Annotated in this window: 20 protein-coding genes; 10 read left to right on the top strand and 10 right to left on the bottom strand. The window is 41.7% G+C overall.

The window, feature by feature from the left end:
• Positions 1 to 8 precede the first annotated feature (8 nt).
• The 8 genes from atpG to AK825_RS13240 form a co-directional block, all read right to left on the bottom strand.
• On the bottom strand, positions 9 to 890 hold the full coding sequence (gene atpG / locus AK825_RS13205; RefSeq protein ID WP_068038369.1) for a F0F1 ATP synthase subunit gamma: 882 nt from the start codon (positions 888 to 890) through the stop codon (positions 9 to 11).
• Positions 891 to 1108: 218 nt separating this feature from the next.
• Entirely contained in the window at positions 1109 to 2653 is a 1545-nt protein-coding gene (gene atpA / locus AK825_RS13210) for a F0F1 ATP synthase subunit alpha (protein WP_068038372.1), read from the bottom strand.
• A gap of 92 nt (positions 2654 to 2745) precedes the next feature.
• A complete protein-coding gene (locus AK825_RS13215; RefSeq protein WP_068038375.1) occupies positions 2746 to 3369 on the bottom strand; it encodes a F0F1 ATP synthase subunit delta in 624 nt (207 codons plus the stop codon).
• A gap of 13 nt (positions 3370 to 3382) precedes the next feature.
• On the bottom strand, positions 3383 to 3853 hold the full coding sequence (locus tag AK825_RS13220; RefSeq protein WP_068038378.1) for a F0F1 ATP synthase subunit B: 471 nt from the start codon (positions 3851 to 3853) through the stop codon (positions 3383 to 3385).
• Between the two features lie 117 nt (positions 3854 to 3970).
• Entirely contained in the window at positions 3971 to 4219 is a 249-nt protein-coding gene (gene atpE, locus AK825_RS13225; RefSeq protein WP_010197960.1) for a F0F1 ATP synthase subunit C, read from the bottom strand.
• A 33-nt stretch (positions 4220 to 4252) separates the two neighbouring features.
• Complete coding sequence (gene atpB, locus AK825_RS13230) at positions 4253 to 5122, bottom strand: F0F1 ATP synthase subunit A (RefSeq protein WP_068038382.1); 870 nt, start codon at positions 5120 to 5122, stop codon at positions 4253 to 4255.
• Between the two features lie 825 nt (positions 5123 to 5947).
• Entirely contained in the window at positions 5948 to 6346 is a 399-nt protein-coding gene (locus AK825_RS13235) for an ATP synthase subunit I (RefSeq protein WP_068038385.1), read from the bottom strand.
• A 286-nt stretch (positions 6347 to 6632) separates the two neighbouring features.
• A complete protein-coding gene (locus tag AK825_RS13240) occupies positions 6633 to 7424 on the bottom strand; it encodes a zinc ABC transporter substrate-binding protein (RefSeq protein ID WP_227514079.1) in 792 nt (263 codons plus the stop codon).
• A gap of 359 nt (positions 7425 to 7783) precedes the next feature.
• On the opposite strand from AK825_RS13240, the gene AK825_RS13245 reads away from it, so the two are divergent.
• The 6 genes from AK825_RS13245 (at position 7784) to gluQRS (ending at position 13359) form a co-directional block, all read left to right on the top strand.
• The gene (locus AK825_RS13245) at positions 7784 to 8326 is read left to right on the top strand and encodes a transcriptional repressor (RefSeq protein WP_068038388.1); all 543 of its coding nucleotides are present in this window, start codon (positions 7784 to 7786) and stop codon (positions 8324 to 8326) included.
• A 62-nt stretch (positions 8327 to 8388) separates the two neighbouring features.
• Complete coding sequence (locus AK825_RS13250) at positions 8389 to 9201, top strand: metal ABC transporter ATP-binding protein (RefSeq protein WP_082787258.1); 813 nt, start codon at positions 8389 to 8391, stop codon at positions 9199 to 9201.
• Between the two features lie 76 nt (positions 9202 to 9277).
• Positions 9278 to 10081 carry a metal ABC transporter permease gene (locus AK825_RS13255; protein WP_068038391.1) on the top strand — a complete coding sequence of 268 codons (804 nt, stop codon included), beginning with the start codon at positions 9278 to 9280 and terminating at the stop codon, positions 10079 to 10081.
• 197 nt (positions 10082 to 10278) lie between these two features.
• Positions 10279 to 11115 (top strand): metallophosphoesterase, encoded by an 837-nt coding sequence (locus AK825_RS13260; protein WP_068038394.1) that lies wholly within the window; start codon positions 10279 to 10281, stop codon positions 11113 to 11115.
• 577 nt (positions 11116 to 11692) lie between these two features.
• Positions 11693 to 12133 (top strand): RNA polymerase-binding protein DksA, encoded by a 441-nt coding sequence (gene dksA, locus AK825_RS13265; protein ID WP_068038396.1) that lies wholly within the window; start codon positions 11693 to 11695, stop codon positions 12131 to 12133.
• 257 nt (positions 12134 to 12390) lie between these two features.
• Entirely contained in the window at positions 12391 to 13359 is a 969-nt protein-coding gene (gene gluQRS, locus AK825_RS13270; protein ID WP_068038399.1) for a tRNA glutamyl-Q(34) synthetase GluQRS, read from the top strand.
• A 105-nt stretch (positions 13360 to 13464) separates the two neighbouring features.
• On the opposite strand, the gene ftsW is transcribed toward gluQRS, so the two are convergent.
• Positions 13465 to 14661 (bottom strand): putative lipid II flippase FtsW, encoded by a 1197-nt coding sequence (gene ftsW, locus AK825_RS13275; RefSeq protein ID WP_203226479.1) that lies wholly within the window; start codon positions 14659 to 14661, stop codon positions 13465 to 13467.
• A gap of 265 nt (positions 14662 to 14926) precedes the next feature.
• Entirely contained in the window at positions 14927 to 16363 is a 1437-nt protein-coding gene (gene murD / locus AK825_RS13280; RefSeq protein ID WP_068038405.1) for a UDP-N-acetylmuramoyl-L-alanine--D-glutamate ligase, read from the bottom strand.
• Positions 16364 to 16992: 629 nt separating this feature from the next.
• Here murD and AK825_RS13285 point away from each other — a divergent pair.
• From AK825_RS13285 to AK825_RS13300, 4 genes are all read left to right on the top strand, one after another.
• Positions 16993 to 18492 carry a SulP family inorganic anion transporter gene (locus AK825_RS13285; protein ID WP_068038408.1) on the top strand — a complete coding sequence of 500 codons (1500 nt, stop codon included), beginning with the start codon at positions 16993 to 16995 and terminating at the stop codon, positions 18490 to 18492.
• Between the two features lie 124 nt (positions 18493 to 18616).
• The gene (locus tag AK825_RS13290) at positions 18617 to 19471 is read left to right on the top strand and encodes a universal stress protein (RefSeq protein WP_068038410.1); all 855 of its coding nucleotides are present in this window, start codon (positions 18617 to 18619) and stop codon (positions 19469 to 19471) included.
• A gap of 605 nt (positions 19472 to 20076) precedes the next feature.
• On the top strand, positions 20077 to 20415 hold the full coding sequence (locus AK825_RS13295; protein ID WP_010197981.1) for a P-II family nitrogen regulator: 339 nt from the start codon (positions 20077 to 20079) through the stop codon (positions 20413 to 20415).
• Between the two features lie 151 nt (positions 20416 to 20566).
• Positions 20567 to 21829 (top strand): ammonium transporter, encoded by a 1263-nt coding sequence (locus tag AK825_RS13300; RefSeq protein ID WP_068038413.1) that lies wholly within the window; start codon positions 20567 to 20569, stop codon positions 21827 to 21829.
• Positions 21830 to 21962: the final 133 nt, after the last annotated feature.

Genomic DNA, 21962 nt, shown 5'->3' on the forward strand with positions numbered 1-21962 from the left:
GTAGTCAATTATGAAACAGCAGCAGCACCGCCAACGATTTCCGAGATTTCTCGGGTAATCGCCGCTTGACGCAGCTTGTTATAAACCAACTGTAAATCGTTAATTAGGTCACCAGCATTATCTGTTGCCGCTTTCATAGCCACCATACGTGACGACTGTTCAGAGGCAATATTTTCCATTACCGCTTGGTACACAATCGATTCGATATAGCGCCCAAGTAAGTCATCAATCAAAGTTTTGATATCAGGCTCGTAGATATAATCCCAGCTAAGTTCCGTCTGCATACCGCTTTCTTCATCGCTAAATGAACCCTCTGGCAAAGGTACCAGTTGATTAACAGTTGGCTTTTGAGTCATGGCATTGACGAACTTGTTATATACGACATAGATACGGTCTATTTTACCGTTACTATAGTCATCAAGCATAGCTTGAACCGGTGAGTTTATTTGCTCAAAGGTCGGCTTATCGCCATAGTCAGTTACTGCAGAAGTTACTTTACCGCCAAAGCTCTTAAAAAAGCTAACACCTTTAGCACCAATAACGGCAAATTCAGCTTGAACTGACTGATCTTGATAGTTTTGAATACTTTTAGATAATGCTTTGAATAGGTTAATATTCAAACCACCCGCAAGTCCGCGATCGGATGTGATGACGATGTAGCCAACCTTATCTACTGGACGCGATACCATGTACGGATGTTTATAGTCTGATGAAGCATGCACCAAATGTGAAATAACCCGGCGCATACTATCAGCATACGGGCGACCCACTTCCATGCGCTCTTGAGCACGGCGCATTTTACTCGCCGCTACCATTTGCATGGCACGAGTAATTTTTTGGGTGCTTTTAATACTGGTGACTTTGGCACGTATCTCTTTTAAGCTTGCCATAATGATTCCAATATAAGAGGGTTAAAAAGCATTGGCGCATGCAACAATCAATTAATATAAAAAATTAAACTTGCAGAATAATGTTTTTCATTCTTGTAGCATTGCGCGATCTAATACCGTCAATGGTTAGAACAGTGGCGCAAATATCTATTCAGACAACGCGCCACTTTATCAAGCTATAAACTACAGCTATAACCAATTCGGCTTAACCCGTTAAATTAATAACTGTGATTTTGTTTAAAGGTCTCTAAAGCTGACTTTAAACGACCTGCGATGTCATCATTGTAGTTCGCAGTGTCATCAATCTCACGCATCAATTCACTTTGCTCATCATGCATATAACGTAAGTAAGCTTCTTCAAAAGAACCAATTTTTTCAACTGGTACATCTGCTAAGAATCCTTCGTTTGAAGCATAGATAACAGCTGCTTGTTCAGCAACAGACATTGGCTGATACTGTTTTTGCTTCATAAGTTCAGTAACACGCTCACCATGATCAAGCTGTTCGCGAGTCGCATCATCAAGATCTGATGCAAACTGAGCAAATGCTGCCAGTTCACGATACTGAGCTAGTGCAGTACGAATACCACCAGATAGCTTTTTAATAATCTTAGTCTGAGCAGCACCACCAACACGAGATACCGAAATACCAGCGTTTACTGCTGGACGAATACCTGAGTTAAATAAGCTAGATTCTAAGAAAATCTGACCATCAGTAATTGAAATTACGTTGGTTGGTACGAATGCAGATACGTCACCAGCTTGAGTTTCAATAATCGGTAATGCGGTTAACGAACCAGTTTTACCAACTACTTCACCGTTAGTGAATTTCTCTACATAAGCCGCATTTACACGTGATGCACGCTCAAGTAGACGTGAATGTAAATAGAATACGTCCCCTGGATAAGCTTCACGACCTGGCGGACGACGTAACAATAGTGAAATCTGACGATAAGCGACGGCTTGTTTTGATAAATCATCAAATACAATTAGTGCGTCTTCACCGCGGTCACGGAAGTACTCGCCCATCGTACAACCTGAGTACGGTGCGATATACTGTAGTGCTGCTGGCTCTGAAGCTGAAGCAACTACTACCGTAGTGTATTCAAGTGCGCCAGTTTGCTCAAGCTTACGTACAACGTTAGCGATCGTAGAACGCTTCTGACCGATGGCCACGTATACACACTTAATACCAGATGATTTCTGTGCAATGATTGCATCGATAGCCATCGCGGTTTTACCCGTCTGACGATCACCAATGATAAGCTCACGCTGACCACGACCGATTGGGATCATGGTATCAACAGCTTTATAACCAGTCATTACTGGTTGATCTACTGATTGACGGTCGATAACACCTGGAGCGATTTTTTCGACTTTGTCAGTCATCTTAGCATCGATAGGACCTTTACCATCAATAGGATTACCCAAGGCGTCAACAACACGGCCTAGCAGCTCAGGACCTACCGGTACTTCAAGAATACGACCAGTACAATAGGCTTTTTGACCTTCTTGCAGCTTTAGGTAATCACCAAGTACTACCGCGCCAACAGAATCACGCTCTAAGTTAAGAGCCATTCCGTAGATTTCGCCTTCAAACTCAATCATTTCGCCGTACATGGCATCTTCAAGACCATGAATCTGCACGATACCGTCAGATACTTTGACAATCGTGCCTTCATTCTTTGCAGTTGCACCCGCATCAAGGTCTTGAATACGCTGCTTAATCAGGTTACTGATTTCCGCTGGATTCAATTGTTGCATTGCCTTGTTTCCTTTAATTTATGATAACCCGCCCACTGACTTAAATGCTCTTATATCACGCAGTTTTTATTCAACTGCGTCGACGAATGGCATTAGGCAGTTAGCTGTGTTTTTAACTGTTGTAACTTGCCACGCATAGAATCATCGATGATTTTATCACCAATTTTGATCGTAGCGCCTGCCAAAAGACTAGGATCAACCGCTTCATGAATTACTACACTAGCATTTAGCGAGGCAGCAAGACGTGTTTCCAACAGCTCACGCTGTGCGTCGGTCAATGGATAGGCAGAAGTCACATATGCGTCAAGCTGCTTTAAGCTTAAAGCCTTGTGACGGCGATAATGCTCATAAACTTCAGGAAGCAGTGCCAGACGCTCTTGTTCTGATAACTGATTAACGAAGTTGCTAAGCGCTATTGATACTTTTGGATAGCTGGCGTTACTGTCATGGCGATGCCCTTGGGTCTCACCTAACAACTGCTTAAAAGCAGAATCACTAGCGCTAGCTACTTGTGTATCATAAAGATCGACCAAAGCAGCTGACTTATGCTCAGCAGAAACGGCTGGATTGTCTAGCAACGGTTGGAACGATTTGTCATTGACAATCGTACTGGCAATGAATAAGAAGTCTTCCCATTCATTGACCACTCCGTGTTCATTGGCATAGTCAAACGCGGCTTTAGCGTACGGTCGTGCTAAGGTTGATAAGTCAGCCATTATATCCTCACAATTACAGCTTCGCCGCCAGTTGGTCTAACATACTGGCATGTTTTTGCACATCGACTTTTTCTTGCAAAATCTTCTCTGCACCAAGTACAGCCAGTTCAGCAACTTGGGCACGCAATGATTCGCGCGCTTGATTGATTTCTTGGTCGATAGACGCTTGCGCTTGTTGACGAATGCGCTCGCCTTCCATTTGGGCTTGCGATTTAGCATCTTCGACGAGCTGATTGGCGCTTTTATTTGCTTGCTCGATCAAAGCCGCAGCTTTAGTCTTTGCAAGATCAAGCTCCTGCTGTACATCTTGCTCCGCGGTAGCCAAATCTGCTTTTGCTTTTTCTGCGGCATTCAAGCCTTCAGCAATTTTACGCTGACGCTCATTAATGGCACCGATAAGTGGTGGCCACACGAATTTCATGCAAAAAATCACAAATATTGCAAAAGCAATGGCTTGACCGATGAGGGTAGAATTGATATTCACGTGATCACCTCTTTGTTAATGAAAAATCAGTTTCATTGATCATGTTTGGCAGTCAAATTTTGACTATATTTGATAGAAAAACTCCGAATACCAAACATTTACAACTGAGCTTTCTGATTAACCTGCTAGAGGGTTTGCGAACAACAATAGCATAGCAATACCAACACCGATCATCGGAATAGCATCAAGTAGACCTGCTACGATGAACATACGAGTTTGCAATTGTGAGCCAAGCTCTGGCTGACGCGCAACACCTTCTAAGAACTTGCCGCCTAAAATAGCAAAACCAATACCTGTGCCAAGTGCGCCAAGACCGATAAGTAACGCTACTGCGATAACTGTGTAACCACCTAATACTGGATCCATTGATGTATCCTCATTTACCTATTGAATGTCTAATTAATGTTCAGTTGATGATGCAAGCGACATGTAAACTATCGTCAGCATCATAAATACGAACGCTTGAAGTGTAATAATCAAAATGTGGAAGATAGCCCACGGTACCGATAACGCCCATTGAATCCAAAACGGCATAAGAGCAATCAGTATGAAAATCAACTCCCCAGCATACATGTTACCAAATAGACGCAGACCTAGTGAAACAGGTTTTGCAATCAAGGTAACAGCTTCTAAGATAAAGTTGATGGGGATTAAAATAATTTGTAAGATAGGGTTTTTGGTACTAAACGGATGTAGTGTTAACTCACCGATAAAGCCGCCCAAACCTTTTTCTTTAATACTATAAAAGATAATCAACACAAAGACAGAGAACGACATGCCAAGCGTGATGTTAGGATCGGTTGTTGGAACAATCTTAAAGAACACATGATGTGGATCATGGCCCATAGCGGCGCCAATCTGCCCAGCAAGACTTGGAATAAAGTCAATAGGCAATAAATCCATCAAGTTCATCAAGAAGATCCACACAAAAATGGTCAATGCCAAAGGTGCGATCAATTTTGAAGTACCACTGTACGAATCGCGGACGTTGTTATCAACAAACTCAACGATTAACTCAACCGCTGCCTGAGTTTTGCTTGGCACGCCTGAAGTAACTTTTTTGGCAACCATCCAAAAGATGGCACAAAATAAAATACCCAGACCAATTGACCATAGCATAGAATCAAGATGGATAGCCTTAAAGCCCATCAGACCTGCTTCTTCAGCAGTATAGGCGACTTTCCAACCTTCGCCCGGCAGATAGCCGTACGTCCAGTTCGTTAAGTGGTGAGAGATATATTCTGATGATGTTTGTTGCTCGGCTGCCATAATGTAAGCTTCTTATTAATCAACGATTTAATCAACTACCAAAGAATACGGTTGTTATCTGATAAGTATACTAATAACAATATTTGCTTAGATTTAACTGAATCCTTTAAATCGGCCAATAGCCCACTATAAATTCATCTCATCTGCAAATAAATTGCGTTCATATTCTCATGTAATCAACAACATCCAACCCATACTTCTCGTGCACATACTGATTTTTGACAGACTTTAATAAAATTTAGTTATCAAAAAAGGGCTTGTGATGATTCATTACTAGCCCTTAGCATCTGCACTTAAACATACTTAAAGTTATAATATTAGTGTTTGCCGTTATCTTGTTCGCAAGATATGTGCTTAATACAGCACGTTTAAGCAAAATAATTAGCTGCCTATCTTAATGCAGCGTAGTATTCGTGTAAAGGCAATTATGTGTTTTTTGTCTACTGTGTAACTAAGGTAGCAGCTAGTAGCGTTTAACAATATAGGTTTGCGCCTATAATTAAATTGTAAAACATTATTTTCGCTAGATTATTGTGCTTGGTAACTAAATATCTGCTTAAACATCAGTTAACAGTCACCTCACGCAATTGATATTGCGACCTTTACCTTTACTCTTAATATGTTGAGCAACTATCTTTATAGTAATTTCACAGTATTCTAAAAACAAATTGTTTATTAATTTTCGACTTAGTCGTAGAGAAGTTAGACGGCAGGATGACACTTTTCGTGCTATTAATAACGTTATGCTTGTATAGTTAGCATTGCTATCATATTAAACAAGTACAGGAGCTTGATAATTGTTTTGAGCAACTGTTCTTCTTGTCGTTAGCGTATGTGCCACAACATCCAACTGTGACTAATTTGCATTACCATAAAACCGATAAATAGCGCAGGCGCAGATAGGGGTTGTACGGTAATAAAAATTAGTGCGAAACCAAACACTGTCAGTAGCCATTTGGCTGCCTGACCTCGATATAGCTGGCTGACAATATGTCGGCGCGCGCGATATCCCGTGTGCCAAAAGATAAAAAAAGCAAATACAGCTTGAGTAGCAAAGCTTAATAGTGCACCAATGGCTGTACTCTTCGCTACGACAAGCTGACTTTGTAGCCAGCTAGTATCTAAAATCCAAGCGACAATGATTAGGATAAATAGTATCCATGCCTGACGCCTAAGGTAGATAGCGATTTTATCTCTTTGCGTGCGTTTGGCAGGTTTGGTCATTAGCTTACCTATAGCGTTGGAATAATAACCGCAGCATTTGGATCATAACAGCATATAAATGGCATGCTTACCTATGAACGGTTCACTATACAGCTGTAACCTTTTAACCAAAATAAAACGCCACTTATTATAAGGAGCAACTAATTATTTAGCAAGCTATATATAGCAAATATCAAGCCTTTAGCTGCTAATTTGCCAATTAATTAGCTATAAGTCCAGTAACCATTACTTAATATTCCAACTAAACCCTTTATAACCTTCAGAAATCTCCGAGTGCTATCAATTGCTAAGATATGCAATCTCGTATCTGCTGAGCCATATTAGTCCAGCCGCTGACGAAGTCTTTACTACCACTCATATCTTCAGCTTGTACGGTAGTATCCACTGGCTGAAGCTTGGCCAGCAAACCTTTAGCAGGACGGCTAGGACTAACCATACACATCCGTTTAGCAGGACGGTGCTCATTAAGCCAACGTAGCTGACTGGCTTTGGGCGCTAGATGATCATCCGTACTTAAGCTACCAATAAGCTCTAACTGCAAAGCTTTTTCAATATATTGATAAGCATCATGATAAGCCCAATAAGGATATGTTTTTTGACTATTTGACTTTGTCAAAGCTACTGCCCTATCGATATGTTGAGCAAATTTCTTTGCGTTGGCTTGATATAGATTTTTGTGTTGTGGATTCGCATGACTGTGAATGACGGCAAGCGCACGGGTAATTGCCTTAGCATTTTCTGGATCTAGCCAAATATGTGGATCCAACGTACCAGCGATAGGTTTGCCCTCGACATCACGCAACGGATGGCGATTAAAAGCATCAAAAGCAAATAAAGAGATGGCATTAGGAGCAGTATTCAAACTGGATGCTAGATTGTTTTCTAGGGGCTCGCCAAACCATACGACAAACTTACTATCTTGAATTGCCTTAATATCCCCAGGGCTAATGCTACCATGATGTCCAACCTCTCCTGCTTGTAATAATCTCTGCGCAGACGGCGCGCCCTCAGTCACTGCATTACTTAATAAAAATAATGGATAGTTGCTTACACTAACCGTTGCTGCTTGTGCAGTCATTATAAATGAGCTCAAGAACAATAAAGATACAGTTAACATCCGTTTGGGCTGACGTAATAATCGCCGTATTCCATCGAAAGATAAGCAACTGAGCTTATTGTGAAAATGCTTACTTCTTTTGACCATATTCACGAGATTTTGGTGATTAGGATGCATGTGACATTTGTCCTATGAGTATAATTTAGAAAATAGAACTTAGATGAATAGATTAGCAGTGTGGAGATTATAATCTTCTGCCGCTATTTTATTATGTTATACTATAACAATAAAAATGGCTAATATATTTGTCATTAATAACCTTTTGAATGTTTTAGCTTATACTGTCGGACGCTATATCATTGTTTTTTGGAGTCTATGCTATGTCTTCTACCTTATCCGTCGATAATCATGTGCACGACAACCATTTGCATGATGTTCAGTATTTTACGCCGCGTGATGTCACTGAGCGTTTAGAAGCAGCTAAAGAACAATGCCGACTACGTGGCGTACGCTTTACTCCGCTTCGTCAGCAAATATATGCGCTGGTATTGCAAACTAATAAACCAGTAGGTGCTTATGATTTAATCACGAAGCTGCAGCAAATGCGTACTATAGCGACCGCGGCGGGTGATAAAGAGGAAGCGCAAAAAAACGTAGCCCCGCCAACCGTTTATCGAAGTTTAGAGTTTTTGTTAAGTGAAGGATTGATTCATCAACTGACTTCAATCAATGCCTATGTCCCTTGTTGTCATCCACGTGCGCAACATACCGCAGCATTTTTAATCTGTGAGCAGTGCCAGCGTGTGCAAGAATGTAGCAGCTTGCCGGTGCAAGAGATGATGAGCTTTGCGGAGCAAGACGCTGGGTTTATTATTACCCGTAGTGTCATTGAAATTAGCGGACGCTGCCAAGCTTGCCAATGAAGCATTTATACAATTTTTAGATTTCCACTCCGTTTTTTAATTAATTTATCGGCTGTCACCCTATGAGCCTTTTAGTACAATCGTCTAATAAGAAACCCCTTCATATACGTACTGACACTCTATCTGCATCTAGTGCTGATAAAGGCCTACCATTACTTACCTTGAATGATATTAGTTATCATATTGGACAGCAGCGATTGGTCCAAAATATTAATATCGATATTGCTGTCAATGAAACTGTTAGCCTAATCGGTCCAAATGGTGCAGGCAAGTCAACGTTGGTTAAACTTATTTTAGGGCTAATTACACCTACTAAAGGCAAGATTACCGATCATCAGCCGCTACAACTGGGTTACGTTCCGCAACGCTTTTCTGTACCTCCTATCTTGCCATTACGAGTGCAAGACTTATTGGGACAAGCAGATAAAAAGCGTTTAACGCCTGAGCAACGCCAGTTCATTTTCGATAACTTGTCTTTAAACCATTTATTATCACGGCAAATGCTCCATCTCTCTGGCGGTGAAACCCAACGCGTACTATTGGCACGAGCCTTATTAGATAAGCCTAATCTGTTGATTTTAGATGAACCAATGCAAGGGCTAGATCCCGACACTGAGATTTGGCTATATCAGTTTATTGATGAGTTACCAGATTTTTTACGTTGCGCGATGCTGGTAGTGTCTCATGATCTACATTGGGTTATGAAAGGCAGCCGACGGGTGATTTGTTTAAACAAGCATATTTGCTGCGAAGGCCAACCTAGCGAGCTTGCCATCACTGCTGAATTTCAAAAGTTGTTTGGTCATCATTATGAGCAGCCCTATGTGCATAAGCCGCATGCTTGTGAGCATCACGTAATGAATGATTTACAATAGACCAAACTAAACGTGCCAAAACTAAAAATAGTTTTTACGACTCCTTTCTTATGAAAAAAATTAACGGATATCAGTTATGACCGCCTGGTTAGCCATCATCGCCCCTGCTTGGATTGCCGGCAGTATTTTAGGTCTACTATCAGCACCGCTTGGCTGCTTGGTATTATGGCGACGCATGGCGTTTTTTGCCGACGCCTTGGCTCATGGGACACTATTGGGAGTTGCACTTGCCGTTTGGTGGCAGCTGCCAATGGGTATTGGTGTTGCCTTGGTCAGTGTCGTGGTAGTATTAGGACTGGTATTGATTGACGATGAACGTCTACCTACTGATGCGGTATTGGCAGTGGTAGCTGTATCGCTGTTGTGCTTAGGGCTATTGACCTTGACCCAGCTTACTGATCAACAAGCGAATGTATTAGGATTTTTGTTCGGTAATCTACTTGAGCTTGATTGGGCTGACTTACCACTACTCGCTGGCAGTGTGCTGGTAGGATTGGGTTTTCTAATATACATCTGGCCTGCTCAAATAAAACTAGCCACCCATGAAGCGCTTGCCCGAATTCAAGGAATTAATCCGACACGGCAGCGCCTATTTTTTATGGGTGTATTAGCAGGTTTCTGTGCGATTGCGTTGCAGGCGGTGGGTAGTTTATTAATAAGTGGTTTATTGGTGTTGCCCGCATTAACGGCACGTTTATGGTCGGCGGCGCCTAGACAGATGGTAATCTTTGCGCTGATCGTAGCACAAGTAGGCGTGACGCTAGGAGTTTGGGGTAGTATTTGGCTTGATATACAGACTGGACTTGCTATTGTATTAGTATTGGCTATTTTGTTTTTTGGTGCACTGATCGTATCCAAAATTTGGACTCAGCCTCATTGAAAATTTCCCATATCAACTGCTAAGCTGGGTTAAATACTGAAATTTCTTGACAGGACTTGAAAAAAAACCATCAACTTTATTTGGCATTTAAAGCTAGAGATTTTATAACATTTGTGCTATAAATTCGCTTTAGCATCAGCTTCTACGGCAATTTTTCTTAGTCTTTAATTGTCTTGATTTAATAAGGGAATGACCTTATGCCAAGCTATCCTGCTCGTAAAATCAGCAGCTCAGATGGTCAAATAAATGTATTACAGATTACGGATATGCATTTATCCACAGTGAAAGGTGTAATCGACAAAAATTTAACATCTAAATGTTGCTGCACACGTAGTTTCGAAGCTGTCTTAAAACAAGCGTTGAGTGAGGATATTCGCTGCGATTTAATTTTAGTGACAGGTGATTTGGTCAATGAAGTCAAACCTGATATTTACGATCATATCTTTGAAGTGTTACACGCTACCAATATTCCCTTTGCCTGTATCGCTGGCAATCATGATGTAACCGATGAGCTTGGGGGTGAGTTACCATATTTTCAGCGTCAATTAGTTCCTCAGCCTGCAGATGCGCGTTTGCTTAGCCGCCATATTATCAGTACTGATTATTGGCAAATCCTACTGCTAAATTCTGCGATTCCTGGCAAGGTTGCAGGTGAGGTTACTAATGCTGATATTGATTGGCTATGCGCGCAGCTAAGCGCTTGTGACAAGCCAGCACTTATTGCATTACATCACCATGTGATGCTTATGCATTCAGAATGGATAGATGCCCACATCGCGGACAATGTATCTGCTTGTTGGCAGCGGATGGCAGCATTTCCACATCTGCGCGTTATCATTAGTGGTCATACTCACCAAGATCAAGTGCGCTATCATAACGGTGTTACCGTCTATACTACCCCATCAACCTGCTATCAGTTTAAGCCTTACGAAGATGACTTCGCTTATGATAAAAGTGCATTACCTGGTTACCGTTGGTTGCAATTAGCCAACAATGGGCAGGTTGCAAGCTGGGTTAAAAGGTTGGATACTTGACGGCCAGTTTTATTGGCTCAAATTGACTCAAATAGTATCGCTATTCAAAAGTTAGTATTATCATAAGTATTCTAGTTACTTAAAGCGCTTGTTTATTACAGTAATGTTCAAGGCTTTTGTTAAATAACACTAGGCAATAATACTAGAATAGATGATACTGCGAGTATTAGCGGGACCTAATTAAGTTAAATGGAGCCAACCCAGACAGACATTACAAAATAAGATGGAAATAGGAGCGCCTAGCATCTCACGTTAGGCAGATTATAATGGCTAGGATAGCTAAGACGACCACCAGCCAAGTTTTCGCAATCGGCCATGTACTCATGAACATTATTATTTATACCTAGATGATAATGTTGATAATAGCAATGACAGGATGCGTACTCGTTCATAAATAAGGTTTTATACCCATTATTATGTTGAGACCACCGTACCATTAGATCAGCTGTGATACTTGCGTTACCATGTGGTAAAACGTTCTATAAAGGATAAGTGATAGCATCTGTTGACACCTATCTAAGTTTTATCTTTTAAAACGTCGTTTTATTGAATTAATTTGAAAAAGTAGGATACCCATATGAGCACCCTGACTAAGAACCCAAGTGATATTAAATTCACCCCTTATGTACCTGCTAAAGACGAAGAGTATATGTCTGATGCGCAGTTAGAGCACTTTAAAGCCATTTTATTGGACTGGAAACATCAACTGATTGGCGAAGCTGATCGTACAAAGACTTATATTCAAGATGAGTCTAGTGCCATGCCAGATATCAATGATCGCGCGACTCAGGAAGAAGAGTTTGCATTAGCACTACGCACGCGTGACCGTGAACGTAAATTGATTCGCAAAATTGACAAATCTATGGCAGAAATCGAGAACGATGATTATGGTTTTTGTGAGACTTGTGGTGTAGAGATTGGATTGCGTCGTCTAGAAGCACGTCCAACCGCGACTCAGTGTATCGACTGCAAAACTTTATCTGAGATGAAAGAGCGTCAAAACCAAGGTCATACCTAAACATTAAACTGACACTTTCATATTAGTACAGTAAATGCCACTAATTGATTATCTGATATTTAAAATAATGAGCGACCAAGTAATTGGTCGCTCATTGCATTTTGGTCAATAAATTTAAGCTTGTTAGCCATTGGTTAACAAAATACATCAGTTTAATAAATATCTTTTTATCTTCATCTCTCTTACTCTACTCTACTCTCATTCCTTTATTTCAATAGCTGCCCATTTTGACATTTATTCATACTACTGAGACCCAAATGCTGATACCTTCTCAGCCACCATCACGCCCTATCGGACGCTTTGCACCATCGCCTACTGGTGAGCTGCATCTTGGCTCTTTGACTACGGCGCTGGCAAGTTATTGCCATATTAAATCTTTAAACGGTGATTGGCTTTTACGTATTGAAGATACCGATACTGAGCGCTGTGACCAGCAATTTAGTGAGCAAATACTAATAGATTTAGAAGCCTTAAGCTTGCATTGGGACGGTGATGTTGTCTACCAGTCTGAACGCATTGATATTTATAATGATTATCTATCTTCAACACTTTTGCCCCTAACTTATGGTTGTCAATGCTCACGCAAGAGTCTAGAGCAGTATTGGGAGCGCAAAGCTATTGTAGAAACTTCAAACTTGCAAAATGCAAACCAGAAACTGCTTAATAGACAACGCTATCCACGCTGCTGTGTAGATGCAAGCCTTAATAAAGATCAACATAAACTGCGCATACAGCTGCCAGACTATTCGATTGGTTTTAGAGATGGTATTCAAGGACTGCAATGGGATAATCCGCAGCAAACCTTAGGTGATATGGTCGTTCGTCGGCAAGATGGCATGATCAATTATATTTTGGCAGCAAGCCTTGATGATGGTTTGCAAGGCGTGACTCATATTATGCGTGGTCTAGATATTTTACCTATGACCACAGCGCAAATCAGTATCATGCAAGCCGCTCGCTTACCTGCTATTGAACAGTGGTATCACCTGCCACTAATATGTAATCCTAATGGCCAAAAGCTCTCCAAACAAAATCTTGCCCAACCGATTGATACCCGCGATCCAAGTAAGCTAATCGCTCATGCTTTACAGCTATTGCAACAGCCTCTAGTCGACATGGACACCCCAGCACGCATGTTAGAGCAAGCAGTGGCTCAATGGGACAATACGCCCTTACAAGGTAAAACCTCTCTAAATATCCCCAATTCCTATATCCCTAACCCTTAAAAAGCAAAAAGCGCCGCTTAATAACGACGCTTTTATTACCTTAATTCTTATGGCTATCGCTAAACGAAACACGCTATCCTTACTTTTAAAATTAACGAGTTTTTGTTAGAAATAACGACATTGGCTTTTTTCTATCTCAGGGCTTTCTTTGTAGATTTTGAGTAGTAACGCGACCATCACCAAACTAATTAGCATTGATGAGCCACCATAACTAAAGAATGGCATCGTCAAACCTTTGGTCGGCATCGCACCCATATTCATAGCAGCATTAATAATCGTCTGCGCAATAAAGATAATCCCAATACCAAAAGCTGTATAACTCATACGCATTTGGCGACGTTTTAGAGCATTGTAGCTGATACGCATAGCACTACCGATGATAAGCGCTTCTAATAATAGAATCATAGTTACGCCAACAAAGCCGAGCTCTTCACCCGTAATAGCCAATAAAAAGTCTGTATGTGCTTCAGGTAGATGTGATAGCTTTTGCACGCTTTCACCATAGCCAACGCCTGTGAACTGCCCGCGACCAAAAGCAATCAAGCTACGTGCCAGCTGATAATCGGTATCTTGAATGTCGTCAAATGGGTCTAAAAACGATAAAACCCTTGTGAGTCGATACTGCACCATAGTAACTGCCAGCACACCAAGCACACCAACTACTGCTCCTAGTGCCACAAACTGCTTATAGGGCGCACCAGCGATATAAAATATCGCAAATACTGTCCCTACAATGACAACCAACGAACCAAAATCAGGCTGTAGCAATAGCAGGAAAGTCAGTAGGCCAATGACTAAGGAAATACGTAAAAATCCATCCCAGCCATTGCGTACCTCAAACGAGCGCCGTACTACAAAGTCAGCAACGAAGACAATCACTACCAGCTTTGCTAATTCTGCAACCTGAAAGTTGATAACGCCTAAATTTAACCAACGTTTTGAGCCGTTGATAGGCGCACCAAATAACGTTGCTATTAGCAGTGCACCAGTCACACCCAGCAAGATAAACTGCGTTTCGGTCTGATACAGCGTCCTTAATGGCACAAAGTAGTATGGTATCGCAGCAGCAATTAATCCAATACCCATGTATAGCAGCTGATGCTCAAAGAAATACAGCTCGGTCATCCCACGACTCAGCGCGAAAGGAATAGAAGCCGAAGCCACCATGAGCAAGCTGAGCACCATCATACAACCGACGCTAGATATCAAAATAGCGCGCGCTGAGGGCAAAGATAAAACACCATCTGAACCAGAAGCCGATTCAGATTTTTGAGAAGAACGAGAAAGGAAAGAGAGTGCCATAATATTTAAATACGCTAACAAACAAAAAAAACACGACGTCTATTCGACGCCACCGTTTAAACTAAATAAAAAATACGCCGAATGACTGTTATAGCTAGTAGCTGTTATAACTTGTCGCTATACAGTCATTTATAATAGCAATTAATAAATGATAACTGGGTCTCATTAGAGAAAAATGACCCCATTAAACTAGAACTGGTTAACTGTGATTGACAGTAGCAGTAATTCATAAGCAAAACAATCATTTATCATCTAAATACTCGGATTAGACAGTCGTATCAGCAGCATCGGTATTTGTAACCAATTGTGCTACCAACTGGCTGAAATAATCACCGCGCGCCGCATAACCGCTAAACTGATCGAAGCTAGCACATGCTGGCGACAATAGTACTGCTTGTACTTGCGACAAACTACTCGCGGTGACTTGCTGAATACTTGCAAATGCACCTTCGAGGGTTTGACACTGATGTAGCACCACATCATCACTTAGCTTGGCAGCGCGCAGATGCTGCTCAATCTGCTGGCTATCCTCACCGATAAACAGAACTTGACTGACGTACTGGTTAATAAAAGGTGTCAACTCGCCAAATTGCTGACCTTTACCTTGGCCACCTAAGATTAATAGTAGCTTACCATCTTTGGGTGCATATACCGCGCCTAGCCCTTCAATAGCAGCGATGGTCGAGCCAATATTGGTTCCTTTGGAATCATTAAAATAATCAATTCCTGCAGCAGTTGCGACATATTGGCAGCGGTGATCAAGTCCTGTAAAGCGTTGTAAGGTAGCAAGCATGCTATCAATAGGTATTCCTGCAAGCTCACCGAGTGCTAGAGCTGCTTGAGCATTAAGCAAATTATGGCGACCTTTAATAATAAGTTTTTCTGCTGATAATAATCGCTCTGTACCGTGTGCCAGATGAATCTGTCCATCAGGATCAGTAATCAGGCCATACTGACCTTTGTCAGGAGCATGAATACCAATGCTTAAACGTGGCAAATTATCTGCTACTAGTGGACGAGTCAACGCATCTTCACGGTTAATAACTACCGATTTGGCACCTTGAAAAATACGATGCTTGGCCTGATGATAACCAAGCATGTCGCCATGACGATCCAAATGATCAGGCGACATATTAAGGACTGTCGCTACTTGAGCACCCAAATTGGTCACGGTTTCTAATTGAAAGCTGGATAATTCAAGGACTGCCAAGGTCATGTCGCTATTAGATAAAAGATCTAATGCTGGCACGCCAATATTACCGCCGACACCAACATTGATACCTGCATCAGCGGCCATTTCACCAACCAAGGTGGTCACCGTACTTTTGGCATTAGAGCCAGTAATGGCGATGATTGGTACATCGCATGCTTCACAAAACAGCTGAATGTCGCTTACAACCGGAATATTAGCCTGTCGTGCTGCTGCGACAGCCTCAGTTTCAAGAGATATACCAGGGCTAATAATAATACGTGCCGCTTTCTGCAATAGCTCAGCATCAATAGCGCCAAACTGACGAATTTCAACAGCAGCAGGTAATTTATCTGCTAACACTGGTGCGGACTGTCCATCTGTTACTGCCACGCGGTAACCTTGTTCAGTCAGATAACGTGCTGCCGATAGCCCTGACTGTCCCAATCCGACTACCACTTGTAGGCCACCGCCTTTATGGATTAAGTTGTCTGTTGCAGCGAAGGTCGTCATATATTTTCCTTTTATGAGGCTATTTACTTGGCTATCAAAAACGATGGTTATTGACACTGCATCGGGCAAGTGCACGATATAAAATTTCTAATTACAATGATGGTGAGCATCATAACGGTATCGTTCATGTTTCGGTACTGCTTTTTTATCACTTTGTGGTATTATGCGGATGTTTTTATATTAAGTTGCTGAGGTCTTAACTGGTAATTTAATTTTGTATTCCGATTAAGCAAGTTGTGACCTTTATTACGCTATTGTCACTTTGTCCTCAATAGCTACTCATACTGTCATTATGTTGTGGCAAACGCTTTTATTATAGCTGTTTTGCCATCTTACCTGACAATCTATCTGCTGTGATACATCATCATAGCCATTTGTGCATTATCTTAGGTTTTAATCATATTTTACTATTGGCAATACTGCAAACGACTCAGTGGCCATACTCTTTATTAAGCATTAATAACTTTTAAAATAGTGCAAGTGCAAGACCGCTTAGCAGCATTAGTCTGTTGGGCGACGCGGTAGCTTTCTTAGTGGCTGGTATTATCAATAGACCGTTATGGTTGACAGGTAGTATGACTACTAGGTAATGATTGCTTTTTTTGCCTCTAACTCTATGCAGTTTACTTATGACATCTTTTTTTGATAGCTTACGTGACGAATGGTTTTCTAATGTACGTGGCGATGTGTTATCCGGTATCGTCGTCGCATTGGCGCTGATTCCAGAAGCCATTGCTTTTTCTATTATCGCGGGCGTCGATCCAAAGGTTGGCTTATACGCCTCGTTTTGTATTGCGGTAGTGATTAGCTTCGTTGGTGGTCGTCCGGGAATGATTTCCGCTGCGACAGGAGCAATGGCTCTCGTCATGGTTGACCTCGTCGCTGATCATGGTTTGCAGTATTTACTTGCAGCAACGCTACTATGCGGTGGTATTCAAATCGTAATGGGTATCCTAAAGCTTGGTAACCTTATGCGCTTCGTCTCTCGCTCAGTGGTGATTGGCTTTGTCAATGCGCTTGCAATTTTGATATTTGCCGCTCAGATACCAGAGCTTAATCCGGCGACTGAACGTGTTGGCTTGACCGTTTATATTATGACGGCAGCAGGTTTGGCGATTATTTATCTATTTCCGCTTATTCCCAAAATTGGGCGCATCATTCCTTCGCCACTCATCTGTATCGTTGGACTGACGGCAGTTGCCCTATATATGAATTTAGATATTCGTAACGTTGGCAGTATGGGCGACCTTCCCGACTCGCTTCCAGTATTTTTGCTACCTGATATTCCCCTTAATCTAGAGACTTTGTTTATTATTGCTCCTTACTCTATCGCCCTAGCTATCGTGGGTCTGCTTGAATCAATGATGACAGCGACGATTGTCGATGAGCTGACTGATACCCCAAGTAATAAAAACCGTGAGTGTCGTGGTCAAGGTATTGCCAACGTCGTTTCAGGTTTCTTTGGCGGTATGGCTGGTTGTGCGATGATTGGTCAGTCAATGATTAACGTAAAATCCGGTGGTCGTACGCGCTTATCGACGTTGATGGCTGGTGTTATCTTGTTAATTATGGTGGTTTTCCTAAGCGATTGGGTCAGTCAAATCCCAATGGCCGCTTTAGTCGCTGTTATGATTATGGTCTCAATCGGTACTTTTAACTGGCAATCTATTCGTGAATTCAAAACCCATCCAATGTCATTTAACATTGTGATGCTAGCGACTGTTTTGACCACTGTATTTACCCATAACTTAGCTTATGGTGTTGGGGTTGGCGTACTACTATCAGCCTTAGCCTTTGCTAATAAAATTGGTCAGTTCTTAACCATATTTAGTGATTATGATGATAGCAGCAATACCCGCTATTATTATGTCCAAGGACAGGTGTTCTTTGCCTCAACGACACAGTTCTTGCAAAGCTTCGATACCAAAGAAGCTTTGGACAATATTGAGATTGATGTGAGCCAAGCCCATTTTTGGGATATCAGTGCAGTCGATACTTTGGACAAGCTGGTCATGCGCTTGCAACGTGAAGGTATTGATGTCAAAGTAGTTGGTTTAAATAATGCCAGTCGTACCCTGATCGATCGTTTCTCTATTCACGATCGCCGCGATATCGGCCTATTGGATTAGACAGACAGGCACAAATTTCTAACTTTTTATCAGAGTCTACTGATCAGCAGCTATTTATTTTAGCTGCTGTGTCGCTCTGTTTCGCTTGACTGTCCTTTCTCCTTGAGATGATGTGATTGCCCTTATGAGTAACTTAAAACCAGATAGTGTTATTGCTTGTCTAGACTGTCCTGATCATGTACAAGCGGTGCTAGATGCTAGTATGTGGGCTTCTTCGCGCCTGCAAGCGCCCGTAGGCTTGTTACATGCAGTGCCAAGCGTACAACAAAAGGCAGCCGTCAATTATTCAGGCTGCCTAAATATTGACGACGAAAATCATTTGCTTGATCAATTCACCAGCCACGAGCACTTGAGTAACTCAGAGCTTAAGGCCCAAGGTAAACTCTTACTGCATCAAGCAACGGCTTATTGTGATCAGAATTTACACAAGCGAAAAATATATACTTTGCATCGACATGAAACCCTAGGCGAGAGTATCGACTATGTTGATGAAAAGTCGCAATTGATAGTTATCGGTCATCACGTTACCTGTAAATCAACTTTAAGCCAGCTAATACGCTTAAGCCACTGCCCTATTTTGGTGACTCATGCACCATTTTTGCCCCCTACTACCGCGTTATTTGCTTTTGATAATCGTGCCACTTCACATAAAATGCTTAATTGGTTATGTAAAACACCCCTTGTTCGATCATTAACCATTCATATTGTGATGGTTGGTAAAGACACTTCTGAAAACTGCGATGCGCTGCGCGAAGCTTATGCGCGCCTCAAACAAGCAGGTATTAACTGTAAAAAATCCTTATTAGACAGTCGCGATGTTTGCTCCGCTTTGAACTACTATCAAAGTGAGCACAATATCGGCTTACTGATGTCTGGTGCCTTTGGGCAATCACGACTACGTGAGCTACTCAAAGGTAGCGAAACCAAGAAGCTATTGGGCACTACCAAAACTCCTTATTTACTCTTTCCAAAAGCCTAAACCTCTTAATAGTTAACTCTATCATTCCTGAATCTCCATAAATATAGACGATATGTCCGCTGCTCTTAGCGCACGTATCGCCTTGCCTTGCGGCTTAATCTAGCGACTGATTAGCTGTCACTATAGTTGCGAAACTTACTCTACTTCTGTCTCTCTTAACTTATCAGTTGATTAATCTTAAATTGCTTAACTATCTATATCCTTATGATAGATATTTCTATGTTCATTCTATTTTAATATTTGCTCCTTGTTCTTTGTAATATTTTCGCAAATCATCACAGGATAGCCTCCCCGCAAAGCACCAAAGTTGGTTATAATAAAGTTCTCGTTGCACCTAACGTTACAGGCACTTCTGCTATATTCGTCCTAAATTTACTTTGTATTTATGCGGACTATTTCGTTTTTATTGCACCAAATACTATGACAATATAAAGCTTTTGCCTGTTATAGTGGCTATCGTTCTGGTATTGAATAAGTCTAAGCGTTCCTCCCCCTTGAGTGCGCTTGGCACAATTCTTGAACGACTTACCATAGGCATGGCGAAGGTATGATGCACTAAAAATTATGCAACGGCCTGCGACATCACTCATATAAGGAAATTTCTTATGAAGTTAATCACTGCGATTTTAAAACCATTCAAACTTGATGACGTGCGTGAAGCACTATCTGATATTGGCGTTAAAGGCGTCACAGTCACTGAAGTTAAAGGGTTTGGTCGCCAAAAAGGACATACTGAGTTATATCGCGGTGCAGAATACGTGGTGGACTTTTTACCAAAAGTAAAAGTTGAAGTAGCGGTTATCGATGAGATGGTTGAACCCGCTATCGAAGCTATTACTCGTATTGCCAGCACCGGTAAAATCGGCGATGGCAAGATATTTGTCACGGCACTTGAGCAGGTTATCCGTATTCGTACTGGTGAAACGGGGCCAGATGCTATTTAAAGCCTGTAGTTAAACAACGGATAAGCAGTCTTGCACATTATTGGTGCAAGTATATTTTTAATAAATATAGTCTTAAAGAGGATAACTGCACCGTAAAGTACATCTAGAAACAAGCCGATCTACCGCATTCACAATTCAAGGGGGAATTAAGATGCAAAGTCAGATTTTTGAGCTGCAATACGCACTCGACACGTTTTATTTTTTAGTGTGTGGGGCACTGGTCATGTGGATGGCCGCCGGTTTCACGATGTTAGAGGCCGGACTGGTTCGATCCAAAAATACCGTCGAAATCTTAACCAAAAATATCGCGCTATTTGCCACCGCTTGCACTATGTACATGATATGTGGCTATGCCATCATGTATGGTGGTGATTTATTTTTAAGTGGTATTGCAGGCGGTGAGACTTTAGTAGAAGATGCCTTAGCAACCTCTGCCGAAAATGGCTTTTCTGGTGATTCTGTTTACTCTGCAGCATCCGACTTTTTCTTCCAAGTCGTTTTTGTAGCTACCTGTATGTCGATTGTCTCAGGTGCTGTTGCTGAGCGTATGAAACTTTGGGCTTTTTTGATGTTTACGGTAGTGATGACTGGTTTTATCTACCCATTAGAAGGCAGTTGGACGTGGGGCGGCAAAGATGTCCTTGGACTATTCAACTTAAATGACATGGGCTTTTCTGATTTTGCAGGCTCCGGTATTGTACATATGGCAGGAGCATCGGCAGCACTAGCTGGTGTATTGTTTTTAGGAGCACGTAAAGGTAAGTACGGATCTAATGGTGAGATACGGGCGATTCCTGGTGCTAACCTACCATTAGCAGCGCTGGGCACCCTTATATTGTGGATGGGCTGGTTTGGCTTTAATGGTGGCTCAGTACTCAAGCTAGGTGATATAGCCAGCGCTAACGCAGTGGCCATGGTATTTTTAAATACCAATGCAGCAGCTGCGGGTGGTGCAATCGGTGCCTTGTTGTTAGCACGCCTTATTTTTGGTAAAGCTGATTTAACCATGCTCTTAAATGGTGCATTAGCAGGTTTGGTAGCGATTACTGCAGAACCCTCCACTCCATCTGCATTGCAAGCGACTCTTTTTGGTCTAATCGCAGGCGCCATTGTAGTGTTATCTATTCTGGCTTTAGATAAGATAAAAATTGATGATCCTGTCGGTGCTATCTCTGTCCATGGGGTCGTCGGCCTGTTCGGTCTACTAATCGTCCCTATTACCAATCCTGCTGCTAGCTTAGTCGGACAAATTGCAGGCGCTGCGACTATTTTCGTTTGGGTATTTATTGCCAGCTCAGTAGTATGGGCAATTATCAAAGTGGTCATCGGTCTACGTATCTCTGAAGAAGATGAGTACGAAGGCGCTGATATTGCAGAATGTGGTATGGAAGCTTATCCTGAGTTTACTAAATAATACCGATATCTAAAAATATGATTAGCTATAAAAATAATAAAAACCCGCATCACCAATTGGTCATGCGGGTTTTATTGTTTTGATTTAAAATATTAACTGAGCAGATATCTGTCATTATCAATTAGATAGATGA

It is taken from the genome of Psychrobacter sp. P11G5 (genome assembly GCF_001593305.1).
Lineage (GTDB): Bacteria > Pseudomonadota > Gammaproteobacteria > Pseudomonadales > Moraxellaceae > Psychrobacter.